Origin of the sequence: Streptomyces sp. NPDC088554 (assembly GCF_044752945.1) — a bacterium.
GTDB lineage: Bacteria > Actinomycetota > Actinomycetes > Streptomycetales > Streptomycetaceae > Streptomyces.
In genome coordinates this window covers 69,422-93,211 of sequence record NZ_JBIVMF010000002.1, presented here as the reverse complement: position 1 = coordinate 93,211, position 23,790 = coordinate 69,422, and the positions used below count along the sequence as shown (strand labels likewise).

General features: G+C 67.9%; 24 protein-coding genes. 12 read left to right on the top strand and 12 right to left on the bottom strand.

The annotated features are described in order from the left end of the window. Window positions 1-116: 116 nt before the first annotated feature. The 8 genes from ACIP8W_RS02465 to ACIP8W_RS02430 all read left to right on the top strand — a co-directional run bounded on the left by ACIP8W_RS02465 (window position 117) and on the right by ACIP8W_RS02430 (window position 6,166). Window positions 117-2,174, top strand: coding sequence for a glycosyltransferase family 2 protein (locus ACIP8W_RS02465; RefSeq protein ID WP_402148730.1), 2,058 nt, complete (start codon window positions 117-119; stop codon window positions 2,172-2,174). After that, on the top strand, window positions 2,171-4,123 hold the full coding sequence (locus ACIP8W_RS02460; protein WP_402201650.1) for a galactose oxidase-like domain-containing protein: 1,953 nt from the start codon (window positions 2,171-2,173) through the stop codon (window positions 4,121-4,123). Before ACIP8W_RS02465 ends, ACIP8W_RS02460 begins: the two co-directional genes overlap by 4 nt. A gap of 95 nt (window positions 4,124-4,218) precedes the next feature. After that, on the top strand, window positions 4,219-4,509 hold the full coding sequence (locus tag ACIP8W_RS02455; protein ID WP_401952483.1) for a hypothetical protein: 291 nt from the start codon (window positions 4,219-4,221) through the stop codon (window positions 4,507-4,509). Further along, window positions 4,491-4,904 carry a PIN domain-containing protein gene (locus ACIP8W_RS02450; protein ID WP_402201647.1) on the top strand — a complete coding sequence of 138 codons (414 nt, stop codon included), beginning with the start codon at window positions 4,491-4,493 and terminating at the stop codon, window positions 4,902-4,904. The genes ACIP8W_RS02455 and ACIP8W_RS02450 overlap by 19 nt, the downstream gene beginning before the upstream one ends. A 246-nt stretch (window positions 4,905-5,150) precedes the next feature. Beyond that, window positions 5,151-5,441, top strand: coding sequence for a Scr1 family TA system antitoxin-like transcriptional regulator (locus tag ACIP8W_RS02445; protein WP_402148737.1), 291 nt, complete (start codon window positions 5,151-5,153; stop codon window positions 5,439-5,441). A 29-nt stretch (window positions 5,442-5,470) separates the two neighbouring features. Next, complete coding sequence (locus ACIP8W_RS02440; protein ID WP_402201645.1) at window positions 5,471-5,668, top strand: DUF397 domain-containing protein; 198 nt, start codon at window positions 5,471-5,473, stop codon at window positions 5,666-5,668. Continuing rightward, on the top strand, window positions 5,661-5,861 hold the full coding sequence (locus ACIP8W_RS02435) for a DUF397 domain-containing protein (protein ID WP_402201643.1): 201 nt from the start codon (window positions 5,661-5,663) through the stop codon (window positions 5,859-5,861). Before ACIP8W_RS02440 ends, ACIP8W_RS02435 begins: the two co-directional genes overlap by 8 nt. 23 nt (window positions 5,862-5,884) lie before the next feature. Further along, the gene (locus tag ACIP8W_RS02430) at window positions 5,885-6,166 is read left to right on the top strand and encodes a hypothetical protein (protein WP_402148742.1); all 282 of its coding nucleotides are present in this window, start codon (window positions 5,885-5,887) and stop codon (window positions 6,164-6,166) included. Window positions 6,167-6,504: 338 nt separating this feature from the next. On the opposite strand, the gene lat is transcribed toward ACIP8W_RS02430, so the two are convergent. The 5 genes from lat to ACIP8W_RS02405 all read right to left on the bottom strand — a co-directional run bounded on the left by lat (window position 6,505) and on the right by ACIP8W_RS02405 (window position 11,792). Further along, window positions 6,505-7,779: an L-lysine 6-transaminase gene (lat, locus tag ACIP8W_RS02425; protein WP_401952469.1), complete on the bottom strand. Its 1,275-nt coding sequence runs from the start codon at window positions 7,777-7,779 to the stop codon at window positions 6,505-6,507. A 50-nt stretch (window positions 7,780-7,829) separates the two neighbouring features. Continuing rightward, the gene (locus ACIP8W_RS02420) at window positions 7,830-8,903 is read right to left on the bottom strand and encodes a Gfo/Idh/MocA family protein (protein ID WP_401952829.1); all 1,074 of its coding nucleotides are present in this window, start codon (window positions 8,901-8,903) and stop codon (window positions 7,830-7,832) included. A gap of 88 nt (window positions 8,904-8,991) precedes the next feature. Continuing rightward, on the bottom strand, window positions 8,992-9,825 hold the full coding sequence (locus tag ACIP8W_RS02415; RefSeq protein WP_402201640.1) for a hypothetical protein: 834 nt from the start codon (window positions 9,823-9,825) through the stop codon (window positions 8,992-8,994). Continuing rightward, window positions 9,825-10,841 carry a hypothetical protein gene (locus tag ACIP8W_RS02410; protein WP_401952465.1) on the bottom strand — a complete coding sequence of 339 codons (1,017 nt, stop codon included), beginning with the start codon at window positions 10,839-10,841 and terminating at the stop codon, window positions 9,825-9,827. The genes ACIP8W_RS02415 and ACIP8W_RS02410 overlap by 1 nt, the downstream gene beginning before the upstream one ends. Window positions 10,842-11,534: 693 nt before the next feature. Next, window positions 11,535-11,792, bottom strand: coding sequence for a hypothetical protein (locus ACIP8W_RS02405; protein ID WP_402201638.1), 258 nt, complete (start codon window positions 11,790-11,792; stop codon window positions 11,535-11,537). Window positions 11,793-12,045: 253 nt separating this feature from the next. Between ACIP8W_RS02405 and ACIP8W_RS02400 the strand changes: the two genes are divergently transcribed. Beyond that, a complete protein-coding gene (locus tag ACIP8W_RS02400) occupies window positions 12,046-12,657 on the top strand; it encodes a hypothetical protein (RefSeq protein WP_402201636.1) in 612 nt (203 codons plus the stop codon). A 13-nt stretch (window positions 12,658-12,670) separates the two neighbouring features. Here ACIP8W_RS02400 and ACIP8W_RS02395 read toward each other — a convergent pair whose 3' ends face one another. Continuing rightward, window positions 12,671-13,978 (bottom strand): glycosyltransferase family 39 protein, encoded by a 1,308-nt coding sequence (locus ACIP8W_RS02395; protein WP_402201634.1) that lies wholly within the window; start codon window positions 13,976-13,978, stop codon window positions 12,671-12,673. 264 nt (window positions 13,979-14,242) lie between these two features. Between ACIP8W_RS02395 and ACIP8W_RS02390 the strand changes: the two genes are divergently transcribed. Next, window positions 14,243-15,811, top strand: coding sequence for a hypothetical protein (locus ACIP8W_RS02390; RefSeq protein ID WP_401952457.1), 1,569 nt, complete (start codon window positions 14,243-14,245; stop codon window positions 15,809-15,811). A 78-nt stretch (window positions 15,812-15,889) separates the two neighbouring features. Here ACIP8W_RS02390 and ACIP8W_RS02385 read toward each other — a convergent pair whose 3' ends face one another. The 6 genes from ACIP8W_RS02385 to ACIP8W_RS02360 form a co-directional block, all read right to left on the bottom strand. Continuing rightward, window positions 15,890-16,912 (bottom strand): glycoside hydrolase family 6 protein, encoded by a 1,023-nt coding sequence (locus ACIP8W_RS02385; protein ID WP_401952454.1) that lies wholly within the window; start codon window positions 16,910-16,912, stop codon window positions 15,890-15,892. A 162-nt stretch (window positions 16,913-17,074) separates the two neighbouring features. Continuing rightward, on the bottom strand, window positions 17,075-17,791 hold the full coding sequence (locus ACIP8W_RS02380) for a class F sortase (protein ID WP_402201633.1): 717 nt from the start codon (window positions 17,789-17,791) through the stop codon (window positions 17,075-17,077). A 1-nt stretch (window position 17,792) separates the two neighbouring features. Continuing rightward, the gene (locus ACIP8W_RS02375; RefSeq protein WP_401952449.1) at window positions 17,793-18,461 is read right to left on the bottom strand and encodes a hypothetical protein; all 669 of its coding nucleotides are present in this window, start codon (window positions 18,459-18,461) and stop codon (window positions 17,793-17,795) included. A 163-nt stretch (window positions 18,462-18,624) separates the two neighbouring features. Continuing rightward, window positions 18,625-19,404 (bottom strand): HAD-IIA family hydrolase, encoded by a 780-nt coding sequence (locus ACIP8W_RS02370; RefSeq protein WP_401952448.1) that lies wholly within the window; start codon window positions 19,402-19,404, stop codon window positions 18,625-18,627. Between the two features lie 207 nt (window positions 19,405-19,611). Further along, the gene (locus ACIP8W_RS02365; RefSeq protein WP_402201632.1) at window positions 19,612-20,496 is read right to left on the bottom strand and encodes a hypothetical protein; all 885 of its coding nucleotides are present in this window, start codon (window positions 20,494-20,496) and stop codon (window positions 19,612-19,614) included. An 80-nt stretch (window positions 20,497-20,576) separates the two neighbouring features. Beyond that, window positions 20,577-21,734: an ROK family protein gene (locus tag ACIP8W_RS02360; RefSeq protein WP_402201631.1), complete on the bottom strand. Its 1,158-nt coding sequence runs from the start codon at window positions 21,732-21,734 to the stop codon at window positions 20,577-20,579. A 197-nt stretch (window positions 21,735-21,931) separates the two neighbouring features. Here ACIP8W_RS02360 and ACIP8W_RS02355 point away from each other — a divergent pair, with 197 nt between their 5' ends. Together ACIP8W_RS02355 and ACIP8W_RS02350 are read left to right on the top strand one after the other, a co-directional pair. Further along, on the top strand, window positions 21,932-23,032 hold the full coding sequence (locus ACIP8W_RS02355; protein WP_402201630.1) for a Gfo/Idh/MocA family oxidoreductase: 1,101 nt from the start codon (window positions 21,932-21,934) through the stop codon (window positions 23,030-23,032). Window positions 23,033-23,035: 3 nt separating this feature from the next. Continuing rightward, entirely contained in the window at window positions 23,036-23,584 is a 549-nt protein-coding gene (locus ACIP8W_RS02350; RefSeq protein WP_402150051.1) for a heme-degrading domain-containing protein, read from the top strand. Window positions 23,585-23,790: the final 206 nt, after the last annotated feature.

Sequence of the window (23,790 nt, the reverse complement as noted above, 5' to 3'; positions counted from 1 at the left end):
CCTCACGGACAGGGGGCCACACATTGACGCGCCCGGATCGATGGTCGAGGGGGACCATTCCGGACGAAACGATCGACCAGACACGCGGAGCACACGCGTGCGGGGGGATGAACTCAATGACGTCGACGCCAGAAGGCGACCAGCAGGACAACGACGTTTCCCGGACCACGCAGCTCCGGCTTCCCTCGCAGATACGGAAGGGCGGATCCCGGGCCCGCCCGAGGCGGAGCGCGGAGCTGCCCAGGTACGACTACGAGCACTACAGCCGGCTCGCCGGGCCCCTGACCAGGCCCGATCCGAACAAACCGTACAAGGTGCAGTACCGGTCGCTGCTCTCCCAGGAGCCGCACCGGATCCGGGCCGCGCTGCTGCTCGGCGCGGCGCCGCTGCTCTCGCTCGGCCTCTTCGCCTGGCTGATGCAGCCTCAGCACTGGACCGAGCGCGACCCCAACCTCGACAACGACACCCTTCTCGTCCTCGACATCGTGATGCTGGTCTCGATCGGACTGATCGAGCTGTTCCGCACGATGAACGTGGTGTCCAACGCGCACGCGACGCTGGTGGCGCGCGACCCGATCCCCGTCGTACCCGAGGCCGACACCCGCGTCGCCTTCCTCACCTCCTTCGTGCCGGGCAAGGAGCCCCTGGAGATGGTGACGAAGACGCTGGAGGCGGCGGTCAGGATCCGGCACCGGGGGCTGATGCACGTATGGCTGCTCGACGAGGGTGACGACCCCGCCGTCAAGGAGGTCTGCGCCCGGCTCGGCGTGCACCACTTCTCCCGCAAGGGCATCGCGAAGTGGAACATGGCCAAGGGCCCGCACCGCGCCAAGACCAAGCACGGCAACTACAACGCGTGGCTCGACGCGCACGGCGACGACTACGACTTCTTCGCCTCCGTCGACACCGACCACATCCCGATGCCCAACTACCTGGAGCGGATGCTCGGTTACTTCCGCGACCCGGACATCGGCTTCGTCATCGGCCCGCAGGTCTACGGCAACTACGACTCGTTCGTCACCAAGGCCGCCGAGTCGCAGCAGTTCCTCTTCCACGCCCTGATCCAGCGCGCGGGCAACCGCTACGGCGCGCCCATGTTCGTCGGCACCAGCAACGCCGTACGCATCAAGGCGCTCCAGCAGATCGGCGGGCTGTACGACTCGATCACCGAGGACATGGCCACCGGCTTCGAGATCCACCGCCACAGGAACCCGCTGACCGGCCGCAAATGGCGCTCGGTCTACACCCCGGACGTGCTGGCCGTGGGCGAGGGGCCGACGGCCTGGACGGACTTCTTCACCCAGCAGCTGCGCTGGTCGAGGGGGACGTACGACACGATCATCGGCCAGTACTGGAAGGGCTTCACCACCCTGCCCCCGGGCAAGCTCTTCAACTACACGATGATGATCATCTTCTATCCGATGTCGGCCATGAACTGGATCCTCGCGGCACTCAGCTGCGCCCTGTTCCTGGGCATGGGCGCCTCCGGTGTGCAGATCGACCCGGTGATCTGGATGATGCTGTACGGCAACGCCTCGGCGCTCCAGGTCGGCCTCTACATCTGGAACCGCCGCCACAACGTCTCGCCGCACGAGCCCGAGGGCTCCGGCGGGCTGGCCGGTATGGCGATGTCGGCGATGTCGGCGCCGCTGTACGCCCGTTCGCTGATGGACGCGGTGCTGCGGCGCAAGAGCAAGTTCGTGGTGACGCCCAAGGGCGACTCCTCCAGCCCGGACACGCTCTTCGGCACCTTCCGGATCCATCTGTTCTTCATCCTCATCTTCGGCGGCTCGATCGTCGCCTCCTTCTTCCTGGGCCACGACCACCCGGCGATGCTCCTCTGGGCCACGCTGGCGATGCTGATCACGGCGGCGCCGATCTTCATCTGGCGGCAGGGCATGCGCGAGGAGAAAAAGAAGAAGCGGAAGCGCGGTACGCACCGGGGCGGCGCCGGCGCGCCCGCGACGCCCGCCACCTCGGCGCCCGCAGGCCCGGCCACCACCGCCTCCACCGCGGTCATCCCGCAGCAGACGGGCCCGTACAACGGCCCGCACACCACCGCCGTACTCCCGGCGGTGAACGACGGCCGCCCGACCGGTCCGGCCGCCCCGTCCGGCCCGGCCGATCAGGCCGGTCCCACCTCGCAGATTTCCCTTGGAGGACATAAGAAATGAGCGCGATCCCCGTCCGGCAGAACCACCGCAGGAACCGCGCCCGGCGCATAGCGATAGGCGCGGCGGTCGTGGTCGCGGTTGCTGGGTTCAACGGACCCGCGCTCTACCGGTTCAGCTCGCAGCAGTACCACGAGTACAAGATCAACCGACCGGAGTACAAGGCGGCCAACGGCCACTGGGACTTCCTCGACGTTCCCGCCGCGTTCCGGATCAACTCGATCCACGCCTCCCTGCTGCACACCGGCAAGGTGCTGCTGATAGCCGGCTCCGGCAACAACCAGAAGAACTTCGACGCGGGCAAGTTCGAGTCGGTCCTCTGGGACCCGAAGAACGGCTCGTACAAGATGATCCCCACCCCCAAGGACATGTTCTGCGCCGGGCACACCCAACTGCCGGACGGAAACCTGCTGGTGGCCGGGGGAACGAAGCGGTACGAGAAGCTCGAGGGCGATGTCACCAAGGCGGGCGGTCTGATGATCGTCCACAACGAGGACCCGGACAAACCGATCACCCTGCCCGCGGGGACGGTGTTCACGGGCAAGGAGAACGGCAAGACCTTCGTCTCCAAGGACCCGGTCCTGGTCGAGAAGGCGAAGAAGATCTTCGACAAGAACACCGGCGCGTTCCTGCGCACCGAGGCCGGACTCGGCCGTATCTACGTCGAGGCCCGCCGCTCCGGCGCGAAGTACGAGACCGGCACCGAGGACAACTACCGGGTGCAGGGCCTCAAGGGCTCCGACGCGCGCAATGTGTACGGCATCGCGCAGAAGCTGGCGCTGGACAAGAAGGACTTCCAGGGGATCAGGGAGGCGTTCGAGTTCGACCCGGTCGCGGAGAAGTACATCACCGTCGACCCGATGAACGAGGCCCGCTGGTACCCGACGCTGACCACGCTCAAGGACGGCAAGGTCCTGGCGATGTCCGGGCTGGACGAGATCGGCCAGATCGTCCCCGGCAAGGACGAGATCTACGACCCGAAGACCCGTACCTGGGAGTACACCGGGATCATCAGGAAGTTCCCCACCTACCCGGCGGTCTTCCTGCTGAACAGCGGCAAGCTCTTCTACAGCGGCTCCAACGCGGGGTACGGGCCGGCCGACGTGGGCCGCGAGCCGGGCGTCTGGGACCTGGCGACCAACAAGTTCGACAAGATCCCCGGGCTGAGCGACCCCACCCTGATGGAGACCTCCGCGACGGTCATGCTGCCGCCCGCCCAGGACCAGAAGTTCATGGTCATCGGTGGCGGCGGGGTCGGCGAGTCCGAAAGGTCCAGCAAGAAGTCCCGGCTGGTCGACCTCAAGGACCCGGACCCGCGCTTCAAGGACGGCCCCAGCCTGGAGAAGGGCACCCGCTACCCCAGCGCCTCGCTCCTGCCCGACGACAGCATCCTGGTCACCGGCGGCTCCGAGGACTACCGGGGCCGCGGCGGCTCCAACGTCCTCCAGGCCCGGATGTACGACGCCAGGACCGATACGTACCAACGCGTCGCCGACCCCGCCGTCGGCCGCAACTACCACTCGGGCTCCGTCCTCCTGCCCGACGGCCGCGTCATGATCTTCGGCTCCGACTCGCTCTACGCCGACCGGGCCAACACCAAGCCCGGCGTCTTCGAGCAGCGCATCGAGATCTACACCCCGCCCTACCTCTACCGCGACTCCCGCCCCGCACTCTCCGGCGGCCCCAAGGAGATCGAGCGCGGCGCGTCGGGCGTCTTCAGGACGGACTCCCCCGGCTCCATCACGTCCGCCAAACTGATGCGCCCCAGCGCCGTCACCCACGTCACGGACGTGGAACAGCGCACGATCGACCTGGACCTGAAGAAGACGAAGGACGGCATCGAAGTCACCGTCCCGAAGAACAGCGCCCTGGTCCCGTCCGGCTGGTACATGCTCTTCGTCACGGACGAGAACAACACGCCCTCGGAGGCCGCGTGGGTGGACGTGCGGTAATCCGCTGTACGGGGGTGCCGGGCCCGAACCGGGTAGGCACCCCCGCCGCACCGTAGGAACAGACAGGTTTCCCACTCGTTTGATAAATTGACCCCATGAATGAGTCCGCATCGCCGTACGGCGTCGGAGAGGGCCCCGCGACCAGGGTCAGCCTCTCCCTGTCAGAGGGTACGGCCGAGGCGATTCGCCGACGCGTCGGCAAGCGCGAATTCTCCGCGTTCATCGCCGAGGCCGTGGAACGCGAGCTGCGCGGCCAGATCCTGGACGAGTACCTGGCCGACTACGAGCGCCGAAAAGGACCGGTCTCCGAAGAAGAGCAGGACCGGGCGCGTCGGGTCTTCGACGAGGTGTTCACCGAGGAGGGCCAGTGGCCCGCCGCAAGCTGACCCACGAGGGCACCCTCGTCCTCGACTGCGAGGGGTTGTCGAAACTCGTCTCCGACGACGAGCCCACGGTCGCCCTGGTCACCGAGGCCCGTAGACACGGCATGGAAGTGGTGATCAGCGCACTGACCATCGTCGAAGCCGTACACCACCGTACGAACAGGACGCGGCTCGCCTGGCTCCTGTCAGGGGTACGGATCATCCATATCGGCGACGAGGAGGCGAAAGCCGCCTCCTCGCTGCTGCTCAACGCCGGACTGCATGGCCACAAGTACGCCATCGACGCCATAGTGGTCGAGATGGCACTGAGACAACAGCGCCCGGTCGTCATGCTCACTTCCGACACCGATGACATGACGAAGCTCTGCGGCAACCGTGTGCGGGTCGTAGCCGTATAACCGTCGCGGCGGAACGGCACCGGCCGACGCGCTGCAACCAGGAGGTACGGGGGGCCGGGCCCGAACCGGGTAGGCACCCCCGCCATCTAGCCCCTTACCCGGACAGCTCGGCCCAGATCGCCTTCCCGGGCCCGTTCCGCTCCCCCACACCCCACGCGTCCGCGAGCGCGTCCACGATGACGAGCCCTCTGCCGTCAACGGCCCCGGATCATGCGCCCGTTGTCGCGGTGCGGCGCTCGACGCGTCATGCACCTCGATACGGAGCCCGCCCCCGGGACGTACCCAGGCGTTGAAGTGCAGGTCATCCCCCACCGGGCCGAAGCCCATGCCGGGCTCGCCGGGTCGTTCGTACTCTTCGGGTTCCCCAACCCGTCGTTCTCCGACGTTGTATGCGTCGAGCACCGGACGGGGACGCTGTACATGGAGACCCCGGAGGAGACCGGAGAATATACGCTCATCTTTGATTCGCTCCGGTCGATCGCCTTGAGCCCAGGGGACAGTCTCGACCTGATCGCCCAAGTGCGGCAGGAGTTGTAGCCGTATCGAACACCCAGAGCGGTAGAGGAATGGCCACCCCCAGTCTTGAGAACATGGCCTGGCGCAAGAGCAGCTACAGCGGCCAGGGAGGCGACTGCCTCGAAGTCTGCGACGGCGTCCCCGACGTCACCCCCATACGCGACAGCAAGCAGCCGAGGGGGCCCGTGCTCGTCTTCCCGGCCAACAGCTGGTCAGTATTCGTCCGGACCTTGAAGAACGATGCCTGACGCCCGCCCTCGGGCTTCCTGGCGCAGGAGCAGCTACAGCGGGGACCAGGGCAACTGCGTAGAAGTGGCCGACGGCCTCCCCGGCCTCACGCCGATACGCGACAGCAAGACCCCCGGCAGTCCCGCCCTCCTCTTCACCAACAACTCCTGGACCACGTTTCTCACCACCGTCAAGGCAGCCCACACCGCCTGATCCCTGCGGCGCCACCGCCCCGGTTGGCACGAACCGGTGCGGCAGGTCGCGCGGACGACATCGAGCGCGTACAGCTCGACATGGCCGTGGACCTCCTGGGCCACGCGCCGGCCATCCTGGACGCCCGCAGGGCAACGACGGACGAGCTGCGCTTCCTGGCCCGGCGGCTCACGGAAGCCCTGGCCGACGCCTTGCGGGTGGCGGAGAGCCGGGGCGACCGGCTGCCCCTGCCGGGCTCTGCCGAAGACGCCGAAAAGACCGGCTCGGAACGTCCCTCCCTCCCCTTCAGCTCATTGGAGCCGTGATGTGCGCTCTTCCGCTCCGCCCGCAATTCGCCTGGCTGGAGATCACCGGTCGGAAGGAGTTACGCGGGCATGCGGCGGCGGGCGCGGTTCTGGTGAACGGAGAGGGTGAAGCCCTGTTCATCCACCAGGTGGCCCTCGGCAGTGGCCGATGACCGGCTGAGGAGCCGGGTGCTGGCTGTACGGGCGGGGGCGCCCCGGGGCGCGTATGACCGGCCCCGCCCAGCGGCACAAGGGCCGCGCCGAGCGCGGAAGCACAGGCGGTCAGCCGGGTTTCGGCGTGGCCGATCGCCTGTGCTTCCGAAGCCTCGAACGCGTCCTCAAGGGACCGGCGATCCTGGCTACATGCTCTGGAGCACGCGGCTGATGGCCCGGACTCCGCGGTCGAGGTCGCTGGTCGTCACTGCCAAGGAAGGGCGGATACGGACGCTTCGTGCGCCGCTCGGCCTCAGCAGTGTGTGTTCTTCCGTGCGCAGCCGCTCCACGACCTCGTTCCGGATTTCGCCGGACGGGAGATCGAACGCGCAGATCAGGCCCCGCCCGCGCGGGTTCGTCAGCAGTTCCGGCAGGTGTTCGGCAATCCCCTGGAGCTGGGCCAGGAGGTACTTTCCCTTGTCGGCCGCTCCCTGTACGAGGGAATCGTTCTCCATGATCTCCAGCACGCGGGTGGCCCTGACCATGTCGGCCAGGTTTCCGCCCCAGGTGGAGCCGAGTCGCGCGGAGACCACGAGGGCGTTCTCGGGCACCAGGTCGACGCGGCGGCCGGCCATGATGCCGCACACCTGGGTCTTCTTCCCGAAAGCCACGATGTCGGGCTCCAGGCCGAGTTGCTGATACACCCAGGGCGTACCGGAGAAGCCGCATCCGGTCTGTACTTCGTCCAGGACGAACAAAGCGTCGTACTCCCGGCAGAGCCCCTGCATCCCGGCAAGGAATTCGCCGCTCAGGTGGATGTCACCGCCCGATCCCAGGATGGGCTCGGCGATGAAGCACGCGATCCTGTCGCCGTGCTGCTCGAAGATGTCCCGGGCCGTACGCAACGCGTCCGCGGCCGAATCCGGACCGGGCAGGGCGATACGCGGCCACTCCCACTGGGGGTACCGGTCCGTGATCTTTGGGTCGTCCACATTCGTCAGGCTCATGGTGTAACCGGTGCAGCCGTGAAATGCGCCGGTCACGTGCATGGCCATCAGTTCCTGGCCGCTGTGCGCGCCGACTCGTTGCGCCTTCCAGTCGAAGGCGACCTTCAGAGCGTTCTCCACGGCCAGGGCGCCGCCGTCTATGAAGAAGAAGCGCGGCAGTTCCGGGTCTCCGACGACCCGGGTGAAGGTTTCGACGAAGCGCGCGTACTCGGCGGTGTAGAAACCGGTATTGGCCACTTTGTGCAGAGCCGCTCGGCCCAGGTCCGCCATGAAGCGGGTGTCCTGTGCCATGGCGGGGTGGTTCATACCGAGCGGCAGCGAACCGAAGAAGGTGACCAGATCCAGGTATTCGACTCCGGAACGAGCGTCGACGAGCATGGATCCGTGGCTGCGCTCCAGGTCGACGACCAGGTCGAGGCCGTCTACGAGCACATGACGCCGGAGCGTCTCCAAAACCGTGTCAGCTCCGGTCATCAGTTCTCCTCAAGTCCATTAGTGAGCTGTGGGTCATCGTCACTTCTTCTTCATCGGCCCTCGGCCATCGTCGCCTTCACGATTCTGGCCATCAGACGGGTGTCCTCCAGAGCTTCCCGTCCGCTCGTCAAGGGATCGGGTGTCGCAGAGGTGACACACTCATGGAAATGGGCCAGCTGCGATTTGAACGCCTCGCGGTGCGACCCTGTGACGACTTCCTCGACCGTCGCCGGCCGCGTGTGGCCCGGCAGTGGCTCGGTTTCGTTCCGCCAGACGCTGACCGTCGACGGGATATGGCGGAGAAACGGGTTCGAGATGTCCAGGGAGACGGTACGGTCGTCACCCCAGACAGTGAGGCTCTCCTCAAACCTGTAGAGCGATGTGCTCGCTCCCTGGAAGACGCATTGGAAGCCGTCCGCGTACTGCAGGATCGCGGTGAGCGCGCTTCCATCCGCAGTGGTGTGCGCCTTTACCGAGACCGGCTCCTCGGGGAAAGCCGCGCGGTAGACGTTGATGTCGTGGCTCCATACGCCGAACATCTCCATGTAGGCGTTCAGCGCCGCCTGGTCCATATTCTTCGACTCGTCCATGACCCGGTCACGCCGCGCATCGCGTTCCGGATTCTGGCTGCTCGACCTGTCGATTCCGGCAAGCTCCGGGATGATCCAGTTTCCGTATTCGGGGCCGACCACCATATGAACGCGCGCCATGACCGGGCGCGCTATCCTCTTGATTTGCTCGAGGCCGCGGCGAACACCGCTGTCGTAGCGCTTCATATAACCGACCATGAGAATCTTTCCGACCTCTTCGGAAATCTTCACCGCCTGCTCGGACTCGGCTACCGTGTACCCCAGGGGCTTTTCAGTGAATACGTGCTTTCCGGCCCGGAGCGCGGCGCTGACAGAATCGGAATGGTCGAGATTCAACACGAGAACCGCATCGATCTCCGGTTCCTTTTCCAGCATCTCGTCCAGGGACCCGTAGATATTTTCGACGCCGTAACGGCTGCCGACCCGTCGGGCCAGGTCGGTGGCCCGGTCGCACAGAGCGACTATCTCGAACCGGTCGTTCAGTTCCGCGATGTACGGCAGATGCATCAACTGTGCGATCTGCCCGCACCCCATTACGCCAAGACGAACACGAGACACTGTTACTCCCACTGGTATCGAATAGGTTGAGAAGTCGGGCGTAGCTTGAGAAGTCGGGCGGTGACTACGACCGACCGGCCCGACCAGCCGTGAGGCCGGTCAATCGGGTCAGGATGTCAATGACCCCGTGTACATCCGGCTGTTCCGAAATACGCCAGGCTTCGGCACGTACATCGTCCGGAATGTTTGAATCTGCCACGAACGCACATCGCACGCCGTAACAGGCGGGAACCCAGTCCGCGAGCGAATTGCCGATCATCAGCAGCTCCTTCTGGCCGCTCGCCAGCGTGGCCAGCGTCCGCTGCTTCCCCAGATCCACCCGGCGGTACGGATGAATGCCGAGGTACCGGCCGTCCGGGCTGCTCTCCGTCGAAATTTCGGTGTGGTTCCCACCGGCCCAGTCCCGCAAGCGCTGCCCCACGGCGACCAGGAAGTCACGCGGCCCGAAGACGCTCACGGACGCTCTGCGGTTGGCGCCGAACGCCCACTGGTCGCGGCCGGGGCGTACTCCGCCGAACTCCGGTGCCAGCGTTTCGTCCGCCTGCTGGAGTCCGTGTTCCGAGGCGAGCGCGGCAACCGTCGAGCGGACCTGCTTCCGAGCGGCGAAGGGTGTCATCACCCGTACTCGCCCGTCGATGTCCGCCACGTTCCCGTTCTCGGCCACCACCGGGAACTCTCGTGGTTCACCGAGTCCGATGTCCTGGCCGAACTCCCACAGCTGTTCGAGTGGCGAGTCGGAGCACAGGCCCACCACGGACCCGGCCGCACCCAGTTCCTGGGCCAGCTGTCCCACCTTGCGGAGGCCGGCGGTGTCCTGAGGCGCTCCGGGTGAAGACGGGATGAGTGTCCCGTTGAGGTCGAGAAGTATCGTCCTGGGCAATTCGTCCGGCGCTGTCATCACGATGGCTCCACATCCGAGGGAACGCCGTCCCGGCTCTCCACGGTCGTTCTGCCCCCACCGGCCACTACTTCGATGTGCCGATCGAGATGCGTCATCATGTGCTCCAACGCCGTACAGACCGGCGTCGACATATGAGCAAATCCCAGCGCCGGCAGCAGGTCGCGCACCGTGGGGGAGAAATCTGATATCCGAATGGTCACGTCGAGGGACTTTTGTATCCGGCTGTAAAAATCCAGGTTCGCCCGCATCGCCAGCAGCGCGAACTCTTCTTCGCAGGCAGGGGATATTCCGATGCGTGCTGCGGCTCTGACGAACGGAAGCCAGTAAGGGGCTCGTGTCCAGCTCCCGTCGGGCAGGCAGACCACCAGCCCAGAAACACCGAGCAGGAAATTTCTCGGGTCGGCGATCTCCAGGGGGCGCGTCTCCTTGGAGTCGCCCAGGATGTGATATCGCATCACGGGATCGACCACGACACCCGGAATGAGATCCTCGACCTCACTGGACAACCGAATACCCGGTACGACGCGGCCGACCTTCATTCCCAGGCGCCGCACCATGCGGATCACCTCTTTTATGGTGCCGCCCGTGAATATGTCGTCCTCGATCAGCGTGTACTCGGCATCGGCCGACAGCCCGGCCAGTTGCCGATGGAACGACTGCGTTCCCGGGCTGGGTACGAGGCCAACGGGCCTGTCCCCTCCGAGGAGAAACCCTCGCGAGGCGCGCAGGACATGGTCGGCCTGCTCGATCAGGGGGTCGAGGCTGAGCAGCGGCCCGGCGCCGGCGCGGTGGCGGACACTCTGTTCGAGTAATTGGGCATCAAGTAGGTGGAAGGTGACGCCACGGGGGCAGCGGATCGTCTCACCCAGCGCTCTGCGCATGTCGGCCTGGAACAGCCGATAATTTTCCGAGATGACCTCGGCGACCGCCTGCGGATTTCGAAGTCCGCTCGCCCTGCCTCCACCGAGCGTTCGGGACAGCTCCTTGACGCAGTACGAAGTGTCGTCCCGCATGACAATGACGAATGGCCCACTGTCCGAAACCTCAATATATAAGGGCACCGGCTCCGGATTTACCGATTCACGACCCACCGACGAGGAAACGGAACTGCCGGCTCCGTGAGGTTCGCGAACCCGAGCGGCAACGGCTGTCCGTGAATACTGGCCAGTGCTATTCACAGCTTTTCCTTGCGGTAGCGACACGCGTAGAGGCGGCGAAGGATATACCCTCGACGGCGACTGCACCGAGCACGCCCATCACGGCCTTGCTGCGGAAATTCGACACAGGTATTACCGATCTCTCACGATTGCTGTGGGGGGTGGCCGAGAGCAGCCTGCCGGACAATATACGTGAAGATTACGGTGTCTTTGCTGTGGCAAAAGTCACTGGAAACTCGTCGACGGGACCGCAGACTTCTATCACGCGCCAGCAATCCATCGGTAATCCAGTGGTATATCCGCCACATCCTCCGGTCGATTTCCCGCCATCAACCAGGGCCGTTGACCAGCCACTCCGAAGTCAAACCAGAATCCGGCAGAGAAATTCAGCCGAACATCCAGAGCGCCGGAATTGGTACAGACGTTTCCGAAATCAGTACGGACGTTTATGGAGGCGGAGTAATTCATGGGGCCGGCCCGACGGGACAGGCCCACGCAGAACGGCCCCCGCCCGCCCGGAAGGGCGAACGGGGGCCGTCGGCAGTGGTGTTACCAGTTGACGCAGGTGCTGGGGATCCAGCCATCGATGTCACTGGAGTTCGGGCCGCCCCAGTACCACTTGTTGCTCGTCTTGCCGCAGAGCGTGTACGTGGCCCCGGTCGTCGCCTTGCCGTCGTTGCAGAGGCCGCCCTTCCCTCCCTTGACCCAGAGGCCGAGGGCCGTGGCCGAGGTGGAGCGGGTCTTGCGGATCTTGACGCTTTCCTTCGCCTTGACGCCGACGATGGCCTTGCTGCAATCGACCGCCACGGCCTGGTCACGGCGGAGGGGGTGGCGGCTGTCGCGACGCCCCCTGTCAGCGCCGTGCCGAGGAGGACTGTCGCGACGATCGTGGGGGCCAACCGCTTCAGCTTCATGGGGTGTTCTCCGTTGTGCTGGTCATCGGCTCACCCGGCGGGGGTTCCGGAGTGTGCGTGGTGTGTGCACCTCACCTATCGGGCCACGGATCAATTGATACGTCCGTGTATGAAAAATTCGGGCCTCAAGTGGCCCGGATATCTCGATGCCTGACGTCGACGACAAGTGGCGCAACCGGCTCCATTACGGGGTTATCGAGCCCGAAGTAGCGCAGTGGTACGGATACCGTCCGCCGGCTGACCTTCTCGCTCCGGCGGCGGTGCACAAGGTCGTCGATGCCATGCGGAGGCGGGATGCCCAACTGCCCCAGGATGCGAGCGAGTCAGCCGAACGCTGTCGGCAACAGGCCAATGATCAGCTGACCAGAAACGCAACAGCTGGCTTCGCGAAGCCGAACAGTCTCAAATCCAGTACCTACGATGCCGCCCAGCGCAACCCCGAAGTAGTCGACGGCTTCCGCCGGTGGAGCGCCTGCATGAAGGAGCACGGCCGCCTGTACCGCTCCCCGGTCGAGGCGGGCGACGATAGCCGATGGTCCGCAAGGGCAGAGGGCTCGCGGCCTTCCGACGGAGAGCGGCAGACCGCGCAGGACGACGTGATGTGCAAGGAGAAGACCAACCTCGTGGCCGTGTGGTTCAGGGCCGAGAAGCGGCTGGAGCAGAAAGCGATCGAGGCGAACGCCAGCTACTTCGCCAAGTTGAAGGCGGCCAATAATCAATACTTGAGAAACTCGCGTGAAATCATCAGGGGACCGTAACGAAAACTCACCCCTATGCGGCGCATGCGGCGCGCACATAGAGCGTTACGTGCGCCTTGCTCACCTGCCAGGACTCCAGGGCACGAAATTGCTGATCCAGAATACGTCGCTTCTCGTCGTCCTGAGGTGACGTCTCGATCCCCTCAAGCAACGGATCCCGGACAGCCAGGATCCGACACACAGATGTCATGCGGTCTGCTATCGCAGCGGTCTCCAGTTCCGTTCCGTAAAGCGTGTGGGACTCCCGAGGTGACTGCCGCAGAGTCAGATCGGTGAAGTACGGCTTTTCGGGATTGTCATAGAGCACCCAGGCCCTGCGGCTCGAAGGAAGGAAGACGAAGCCGTCTGCGCGTGTGCGTATCTGTCCGAGCAACGCGGACATTGCCCGCACGTCATCGCTCCGGCTGTCGGGCATGCGCAGCGCGGGAGCGACCACAGCCAGCGCGTAGGTCCCGAACGCAGCGACACCTGCGGCACAAACCCAGTAGCCGAACCGCCTCCGGCTACCGCGGTCAACAGCGATACCGACAAGGAGCGCCAGGCCGGCTTGCGCGTAGAGCACATAGCGATCCACATAGAGGTTTCGGAGCAGCGACAGCACGAGTAACGTCGCTGTGGGCGCCAGGAGCAGGGCAAGAGCCGACTTCCATGCGGGTGCGGCGACAGTGCGCCGCAGAACAAGGCAGCCGAGGGTGCCGAACGCGGCCGCGCAGGCCCACGGAGCGATGTCCGCCCATGACACGGCAGAGATCCAGGACACTTGGGCCGCCTGTCCCATACTCACCACCACAAGTGGGGTGCTGGCCGCAACCGTGCATGTCGCCGCTATCGCCCAGGACCGCAGCACGTGTCGCCCCACGCGCATCGCGCCGATCATCAGAGCGTGGGCAGGCAGCACAAGCAGAGCGAACTCGTGCATCCAGCATCCGGCCACCAGCGCACAGGTGTAGAGCGCCCAGGCCACTCGGCCGGGTGTCCTCGTCGCGCGTACGAGAAGCCACGTAGACCAGCTCACCAAGCAGGTGACCAGAGCGTAGGATCTTCCCTCCTGAGCGTATTGCTGTACAGCGGGCAGAAGAGGGAAGACCAGGCCGGCCACCAACCCGGCTCTTGCCCCGGCCAAATCCCTGCCGAGCAGTGTCACCGCACACGCGGCACCGGCCACGGCAACCACAGAGGGCCACCGCAGGGTGGCCAGTCCTGGCCCGAACATCTCGAAGATGCCGTGCAAGATGGCGTAGTACAGGCCGTGGACCGCATCCACGTGCTGCGCAGTTGCCCAGATCTCGCCAAAGCCGCGCTGTGCCATGTCGTAGGACACCGCTTCGTCCTGCCACAGGCTGCCGTCGCGGTGAAGACCCCACGCCCCCACCGCGCAGCTCCACAGTAAAGGGACCGTTGTGAGCAGCGGGCCTAACCTCCGGCCTGTGCGGCACGGTTGTTCCTGAAGTGCCGACACATGGTCGGGCCGACCGTCTGCCGTCAGCATTGCGTGCGCTCCCATGGGTGTCGAATCGGCCAGAAGTCGGAGTCGGACCGCACATCCGCCAACTTGCTTCCACATACTGTGACTTGACTGCTCGCCATGCTAAAGGCACTCGCAAAAGACTCGCCCGACGGAGGAATCATCGAACTGCAAGAGCAGGCCCCCTCCGACCTCCCGTCTGCTGCAGGAACGAACGCCGCGTCCCCCTGGAGGTCGAGGTCCGGGCGAGGTGTCTTCCTTGTTCCCGCCCTTGTTTCTCTTGCCCTGGGGCTGTGGGGGGTTACCCGCCGGGACACCATGTGGCGGGATGAATCCGTCACCTATCAGGTAGCGCACCGGAGCCTGCCGGAGCTTGTGGACCTCTTGCGTAATGCCGACGCCGTGCACGGCATCTACTACTTCTTCATGCATGGTCTCTTCGCTGTCTGGGATGACAGCCTGATCGTCCTGCGCCTCCCTTCTGTACTCGCCCTCGCGATCACCGCTGGGCTGGTGGGGAGCATCGCACTGCGACTGACGGCCCGCCCTGCGGCAGGACTGTTGAGCGGGCTCACCTTCGCGGTGGCCCCAGAAATCCAGATGTATGCGCAGGAAGGGCGTTCCTATGCGATGGTGTGCGCGCTTGTGGGGCTGTCTACCTACTTGTTCGTCACCCTGGCGCAGCACACGTCCCGGTTCCGTTGGTTCCTCTACGGAGTCGCGATGCTGGCGGCCTCGATCCTGCACGAGTTCGCTGTGCTCGCTCTCCTCGCGCACGGCATCACGCTGTACTGCTCCCCCGCTGCGCCTGCCAGGAACCGGCGGTACTTCACCCTCACCGCCACGGGCGTGGCCGTCGGTCTGCTGCCCTTGATCGTCTTCAGTATGAGCCAGTCGGGGCAGGTGTCCTGGATCGGTGGACCGAAACCACGCGAATGGTTCGAGATCGTCGGCATCGCCGCCCTGGCCTCGGCCTGTGCTTGGTATCTGTCCCGGTCAGGACGGGCAAAAAGTCTCTCCCGCCTCGCCCTGCCTCTCACCCTCGCCCCCACTGCTGCCTTACTCCTTGCCGCTGTGTACAAACACATGTACGTCGACCGGTACGTCCTCTACACCAACATCGGCTTTGCTCTCCTCGTGGGAACCACGAGCGTCCACCTGGCGGACCGGGCGAATCAGCTCTCCGCTCTACGCGGCACCAGGGTTCGCATGGTGATCATCGCCGCCGGATGCTTGGGGGCAACTGCTGCTCTGCTGCCGGTCACCTTGCAGATGAGAACACCCGACAGCAGGAAGGACAACGTCACCGCGATCGCCCGGGAGGTCGAGCGGCTGTCAGCCGAAGCGGACACCGTTCTGTTCACACCAGCCCGGCGCCGTGAGTGGATGCTCTCCTATCCCGCGCGGTTCGATGGCCTCTCCGACATCGCGCTCAAAGACAGTCCCAGCGCATCAGGAACCCTGCAAGGCACCGAACTGGCCGCCCCGGACATTCGGCGACGCCTGGCACAGACGGAAAACGTCATCGTCCTCAGCGACCCCGTAGGCCAGCCACTGGACACCAGCCCCGAGGAAACGACCAAGCGGCAGATACTCGAACACGACTTCACCGTATGTGCCCGGACCGAGCTGAAGGGAGGGCACGTCACTCTCTACTCCCGCGCGCCCTGTCCGTCTGCCACCCGCTGACCCCCGCTCCCGGATCTGGTGTGTGAGCGACTTTCCGGCGGGCGGCGCACAGCCCCGGCCCAAGGAACAGCCCCCCGGCTACTTCGCGTTCCTGGCCAGGCCCAGCGCGTACTCCTCGTACCAGTCCCCCGCCTTCGGTCCACCCTTGCAGTCGCCGTCGGACTCGCCGGGGCGTTTGATCCACAGGTACGCCTTGACCAGCGGGTCGCCGGTCTGGATGGTGGGGCGTTCGCCGAGGGCCCGGCCGGGTGGGTTGCACCAGTTCTCGCCGGGATCGCCCTTGGTGTACGGGCCGTTGCCGTTGCGGCTGGTGTCGATGACGAAGGGCTTGCCGCCGACCTTGGCGGAGAGGCGCTTGCCGAAGTCCTTGCTCGCGTCGGTCGGGTAGAAGTTGGAGACGTTGACGGAGAAGCCGTCCGCGTCCGCGATGCCCGCCCACTGGAGCGGTTCGAAGAGCGCGTCGGGGGTCTGCCAGCCCGCGTTGCCCGCGTCGAGGTAGACCGTGGTGGCGGGCTGTCGCTTGAGCCGTGTGATGGCGCCCTTGAGGAGGTCGTACCGCTCCTCGTGGAACTCGTCGGGGGTGCAGCCGTCCACCAGGTGGAGCAGCGCGTCGGGTTCCAGGATCACCGTGGCGCTGCGGTCCCCGATGCCCCGGGCTACCTCCTCGACCCAGGCCCGGTAGGCGTCGCCGTCCGCGGCGCCGCCCTTGGAGAACTGGCCGCAGTCGCGGTGCGGGATGTTGTAGAGGACGAGCAGCGCTTCCCGGTCTGCGCCGGCCGCCGCTTCGGTGAAGCCCTTGACCTGCTTCTGCGGGGCGTCCGGGGTTATCCACTCGCCGGTCGGCTGGTCGGCTATCTTCCTGATCAGCTCGGCGTTCGCGGTCTCCCCCCTGTCCGTGTACGCCGTGACCTGCCGGGCCGCGTTGCCGTCCGGGTTGACCCAGAACGGGTCCTTCGCCTTGGGCTGCTGGCCGACCGGCGCGGCCGCCTTCTTCCCCCGCTCCGTATCGCCGTCGTCCTCGGAGGAGCACCCCACCAGCAGCAGTACCGCCCCCAGCGCGGCCACTCCCGTACGTACAAAACCGGAATCGCTGCCGTACATCCACTCCCCCTAGGCGCGCCGACCCTTCGGCGCGCGCTCCCTGTGTACGGGACGGCCCTCCCCCGGCCGTCCCGACCGGGCCCTGTCCTTGGCTGCACCCGGTCCGCTTCAATCCTGGCACAGGCGGAAGTCGTACGTACGGGACCGGCGGGACGCGTGATATCAGCTCGCGCGTGGGGCCGTTACGCCGGACAGGTAAGCCGACACCACCACGTTCGCCGTATAGGCGTGCGTCCTGCGGTCGAAGGTCCCGCCGCAGGTGATCAGCCGCAGCTCGGCGCGGGACTTCTTGTGCTGCCCGTACACCTTCCGCGCGTCGAACCGGGCGCGGTCGAAGACCCGCACATCGTCCACGGTGAACTCGGCGATCCGGCCGTCCGCCCTGGTCACCCGGACCTTCTCGCCGGGCTTGACGGCGCTCAGCCCGTAGAACACCGCCGGTTCCTCCGTGGTGTCGACATGGCCCACGAGGATCGCGGCGCCCACCGCGCCCGGCTGGGCCCCGCCCTCGTACCAGCCGACCGTGTCCGGTTTCCCGTACGGCGGCGGGTCGACCCCGCCCGACGCGTCGAGGCCCCGCGCCATCACCGGCGCCGCGACGCCGATGGACGGGACCTCCACCCGCAGCGGCGGTCGCGCCGCCACCGAGGCGGGGGTACGGAGCGGGGCGCCCAGCGGCGCACTGGCCGGCGGCAGCGGCACCCCCGGCGGACGGCCCACCGCCGCCACATCGCCGGTCATCGGGGCGGACACCCCACCGGAGCCCACGACCACGCCCCGCCCCCAGAACCACATCCCGAGAACGAGCACCGCCCAGGCCACTCCGGTGACCAGCCCGGCCCGGGGGAAGCGTGCGTACCGGGGCTCCTGACGGGGCATCTCAGTCCGCGTCCCGCCCGGCCGTACGCTGCCGCCGTACGCTCCGGAACGCGACCGCGACCGCCGCGACCCCGGCCAGCACCAGGCCGATCACCGCGTGCCGCGTCCCCGGGCCCGCCGTCCCCGCGTCCTCGGGCGCGTCGGCGGCCAGCGCCGTCGACGTACCGCCGCCGCCCGCCTTCACCGGCGCGTGGGGGGTGGGGTGGTGACCCGGGCGTTCGGGCGGCGCGAGCGCCTCCGGCCGGCCGGGGCCCGCGCCGGCCGTGACGCTGAAGCTGCCCGCCGCCGAGTGGTGACGCCCGTCGCAGCGCACGTCGACCGACTGCCGGCCCTGCCCGGTGGACGCCTTGATCTTGACGTGGCCGCGCAGTGGCGTGGCGAAATCGGGGTTCCTGGCGAGGGCGGCCTGATCCTCGTTGTACTCCTGGCCGAAGGCGCGCCGCGCGAGATCCGTGTCCGCGGCGAACGCAGGTGAGGTGGCCACGGCCGTGATGGCCTTGCAGCCCTCGACCTGGACCTCGACCTCACCCCCGGGCGCGATGGTGGACGGCTTGACGGTGACCCGTACGGAGTCCTGGGCATGGGCGGCGGTGGCGGTGCCGAGTATCGGTGCGGCCACCAGGGCGGTGACCGCACTCGCGGCACGGAGAGCGAGCAAAGCTGAGCGCATCGTGAACCTCCTGCAACCGAGACTCGCCCGCGCGACGGGTTTTCGCATCCGGAACGCGTCCGGGACGTACCGGGGATGCAACCCGGGACGCGTCCCGGACGCATCGCAGGACGCGTCCGGAACGTACCCGGAACGTCGGACGCGGAACGTCAGACCCGGAACGTCAGACCCGGTCGACGAGGTCCGCGATCGAGTCGACGACCGTGGAGGGCCGGTACGGATAGCGGTCGATGTCGGCGCGCGTGGTGACCCCGGTCATCACGAGGAAGGTCTCCATCCCCGCCTCCAGACCGGCCAGGACGTCGGTGTCCATCCGGTCGCCGATCATCGCGCTGGTCTCGGAGTGCGCGCCGATCGCGTTGAGCCCGGTGCGCATCATCAGCGGGTTGGGCTTGCCCGCGAAGTACGGGTCCTTGCCGGTCGCCTTCGTGATCAGCGCGGCCACCGCGCCGGTCGCGGGCAGCGGGCCCTCGGTCGACGGACCGGTCTCGTCGGGGTTGGTGCAGATGAACCGGGCGCCGCCGTTGATCAGCCGGATCGCCCTGGTCAGGGCCTCGAAGCTGTACGTACGGGTCTCGCCCAGGACCACGTAGTCCGGCTCGTGGTCGGTGAGGATGTACCCGATGTCGTGCAGGGCGGTGGTGAGCCCCGCCTCGCCGATCACATAGGCCGTGCCGCCGGGCCGCTGGTTCTCCAGGAACTTCGCGGTGGCGAGCGCCGAGGTCCAGATGTTCTCCTCGGGCAGGTCGAGACCCATCCGGGACAGCCGCGCCTGGAGGTCGCGCGGGGTGTAGATGGAGTTGTTGGTGAGGACGAGGAAGGGCTTGCCCGACTCCCGCAGTCGCTTGATGAACTCGGCGGCGCCGGGGATCGGGACGCCCTCGTGGATGAGGACGCCGTCCATGTCGGTGAGCCAGGACTCGATCGGCTTGCGCTCTGCCACTGGACTGTTCTCCGCTCTGCGGTGGCCAGCCAGCTCTACTGATTGGCCAGTATTGGTCTGTCCGACACGCGCAGCTTATCCGTCGCGTGCGGGGTCGGTTCCAGCGCGGGCGGGGGTCGGTTCCAGCACGGGCGGGGGTCGGTTCCGGGGGTACGCGAGGCTGGTTCTCGTCGTACGGCGAGGTCAGTTCCTGCGGGTACAGCGAGGTCAGTTCCTGCGGGTACGGAGTCGGCGCAACCCGATGACCAGCGACGCGCCCGCCATGAGCAGGGCGGCGACGGCGACAGCCCGGCCGAGGAGTCCGGGGCCACCGCCCGGTCCGGTGGTGGCGAGTTCGGCGTCGGAGGCGTCGGAGGCGTCGGAGGCGTCGGAGGCGTCGGAGGCGTCGGAATCCGTACGGGAACCGACACCGACCGCGCCCGTGCCCGTACCGGAACGCGGAGGCTCCCGTACCGCGAAGAGGTAGTCGTTGGACGCCCCGACCCACTCGCCGTCCCCCCGTCCGCCCGGACGCTGGACGGTCGCGGCGTTCACCACGATCTCGTCGGGGGGCGTACCGGCGGCGAAGGCGAGCCGCACGCGGACGGTCACGGTCCGGCCGGGCGGTACGGCGAACCCGGGTGAGCCGTCGTCGAGGACGCCGATGATCTCGTCCTCGTCGGACTTCTCCAGCGTCAGCGCCCGCCAGCGCCCTTCCCCGTCCGCCGTCTCCAGCGTGATGTCCGCGACCGACAGCGCCCGGTCGCGGTCGAACAGGACGAGCACCGGATGGATATCGCGGCAGGCGGTGCCCGTGGTGTTGGTGAGGTCGAGCGAGAAGATCCCCGCGCCACCGCCGGGCCGGTAGGCGGCGGGGCCGTCGTGGATCCGGGTCTCGATCGGAAAGTCGCGGTCGGAGACCTTGCCGCAGACGGGCGGCCGGGGACCGGCGAAGGCCGATTCGAGCGAGACCGGTTCGAGCGAGACCGGTTCGACTGAGGCTGATCCGGCGGAGGCTGATCCGGCGAGCGCTGTCGCTGTCGCTATGACCGCCATGGTGACAGCGGCAGCGGTGAGCAGGTGGCGTGGGCGTACGGAGCACACAGGTCGCATGGGCGGCGACGCTAGTCATGCACCGTTGGCCGGGCGGGTCACCACACTCCGGCGTGACCCGAAAATCACACAAGTGCACCTCACCGGCCCAGCCCGAGCCCCAGCCCCACCTCCCGCCCCTGTCCCCGCCCGAACAGCGGCGCCAGGATCAGCTGCGCCGCGCCCTCCGCGACCGGATGCGCGCCCCCCTCGGCCACCGTCACGGGGACGACCGCGCCCAGGGCGCGTTCGGCCACGGCGGCACCCACACCCCGTACGAAACACTCCTCGTACGCGGCGACCGTCCGGCCGCCCAGGAGTACGCGGTCGATGTCGAGGAGCCCGACCAGGTTCGCCGCCCCCGCGCCGAGCACGCGTGCCGCCTCCGCGAGGTCGCCCCGGCCGACCGCCGCCAGGCAGAGCGCCTCCACGCAGCCGCGGTTGCCGCAGTCGCAGAGGGGGCCGTCGAGCTGGATGACCTGATGGCCGAACTCCCCCGCGCCCGTGCGCTCCCCCCGGTGCAGCGCGCCGCCGAGGACCAGGCCGGCGCCCAGTCCCGTACCGAGGTGGAGGTACGCGAACGAGTCGCCGGGCCCGCGCAGGGCGAGCCCGAGGGCGGCGGCGTTGGTGTCCTTGTCGAGCGCGACGGGGAGCCGGAGGCGAGCGGCGAGGGCCTCGCGCAGGGGGTAACCGTCCCACTGCGGAAAGCCGGTGACGCGCCGGGGGACACCGGTGGCGTGGTCGAGGGGGCCGGGCATGGCGACCCCGACACCGAGGACCGCCGGGACCGCTCGCGCCACCGCCGACCCCGCCACCGCCGGCCCCGCGTCCACCGGCCCCGCGTCCGCTACCGGTCGCGCGTCCGCTCGTACCACGTCCGCTACCGCTTCCGCCTGGGCCGCCGCCGCCTCGACGACCCGGTCCGCGCCCGCGCCCAGGTCGAACGGTGTGACCCGTACGGCCACCGGAGTCCCCGTCAGATCCACCAGGACCGCCGTCAGCTCGTCCCGGTCCAGGTGCAGGCCCACGGCGTACGCGGCGGACGGGACCAGCCGCAGTACGGTACGGGGCTTGCCGCCCGTCGAGGCGCGGCGGCCGGCCTCCGCCGCGAGGCCCGCCGCGCGCAGCCGGGCGGTGATCTTGCTGACCGCCTGCGGGGTGAGCCCGGTGCGCTCGGCGAGTTCGAGTCTGCTGATGCCGCCCTCCCCGGCGGTGCGCAGGAGGTCGAGGACGAGGGCCGCGTTGTGCGTGCGCAGCACCGGCAGATTGGCTCCCGCGCCGCCGCGGTCCGTTCCGGCCGTACTCCCGGTCCGGGCTGCCCCGCCGGTTCCGTCCGACCCGCCGGTTCCGGCTGCCCCGCCGACTCCGGCGCTTCTCTCCACACCCGTCACCCCAGTCACACCGCCATTGTGCACCGGCCTTGCACTTTGGCAACACCGTTGCTTAAGTGGACGCCATGACTGCCACCGGTACAGGCACACGCACGCCGCTGCGTGTCGGACTCGTGGGGTACGGCCTCGCGGGCTCCGCCTTCCACGCCCCGCTGATCGCCGCCGAGGACGGGCTCGCCCTCGATACGGTCGTCACCTCGTCCCCGGAGCGCCGGGAGCAGGCCCGCGCCGAGTTCCCGGACGTACGGCTGGCCGCGTCGCCGGACGAGCTGTGGGAGCGGGCCGGCGATCTCGACCTGATCGTCATCGCCGGCCCCAACAAGACACATATCCCGCTCGCGACCGCCGCCGTCGAGGCCGGTCTGCCGGTCGTCGTGGACAAGCCGCTCGCGGGCGGCGCGGCCGAGGCGCGCGAGCTGGCCACGCTCGCCGAGGCGCGCGGGGTGCTGCTCTCCGTCTTCCAGAACCGCCGCTGGGACAACGACTTCCTCACCGTGGCCCGCCTCCTCGCGTCCGGCGAGCTGGGCGACGTACAGCGCTTCGAATCGCGGTTCGAGCGGTGGCGGCCCCAACTCAAGGGCGGCTGGCGGGAGTCGGGGGCGCCCGAGGAGATCGGCGGGCTGCTGTACGACCTCGGCAGCCATATCGTCGACCAGGCGCTGGTGCTGTTCGGCCCGGTGGTACGGGTCTACGCGGAGTCCGACGTACGACGTCCCGGCGCCGAGGTCGACGACGACACCTTCATCGCCCTCACCCACGCGAACGGTGTGCGTTCCCATCTCCACGCCAGCTATACCGCCGCCCAATTCGGCCCGCGCTTCCGCGTGTTGGGATCTGCCGCCGCGTATGTGAAGTACGGGATCGATCCGCAGGAGACGGACCTGCGTGCGGGCAAGCGGCCGTGCGCGACGGCCGACTGGGGGAGGGAGCCGGAGGCGTTGTGGGGCCGGCTCGGCGCGGGCGAGCCCCCGCTGACGGGCGACGGCACCCCGGTGGAGACCGAACCGGGCGACTACCCGGCGTACTACGCGGGCATCGTCACCGCCCTGCGCGAGGGCACCGCGCCACAGGTGACCGCCTGGCAGGCCGCGGCGGCGCTCGACGTACTGGAGGCGGCGCGGCGGTCGGCGCGCGAGGGTGTCGCGGTCGCGTTGAGGAGCGCCTGAGCCATGAGCATCCCGCGCCCGCACCACCCCGGCCCGGCCCCGGGTCCGGCCCCTGGCACGGCCCCTGCCCGCGCCTCCGCCTCCGCCGCGTCGGCCCACCCCACCGTCGCCGAACTCGAAGCCCAGGAAGCCCGGTTGGTCCTCCCGCACTTCACCCACGCCGATGCCTGGGCGCTGGGCAGCCTACTGGTCGGACTCGCGCGCGGACGGCACGCGCCGGTGGCGATCGACATCCGCCGGGGCGCACAGCAGCTGTTCCACTGCGCGCTGCCGGGTTCGACGGCGGACAACGACGCGTGGATCGACCGTAAACGCCGGGTCGTGGAGCGGTACGGCGCCGGCTCCTTCCTCGTCGGCGCCCGCTTCCGCGCCCGGGGCACCACGTTCGAGGAGTCGTCCCGGCTGGACCCGAACCTGTACGCGGCCCATGGCGGTTCGTTCCCCATCGCCGTCGAGGGCGCGGGTGTCATCGGCGCGGTGACGGTCTCGGGGCTGCCCCAGGCGGAGGACCACGCGCTGGTGGTGGAGGCGATGGAGCGCCTGCGCGACTGATTCGATCAAGCCCGTCCGGCGTTTGAGGACAACCCTGCCGGAGGCCGGGCCCGGGGCCCGCCGCCCCAGGAGCACGGGACCCGGGACCCGCCGCCCCAGAGGCACGGGATCCGGGGCCCGCCGCCCCAGGAGCACGGGACCCGGGACCCGCCGCCCCAGAGGCACGGGATCCGGGGCCCGCCGCCCCAGGAGCACGGGACCCGGGA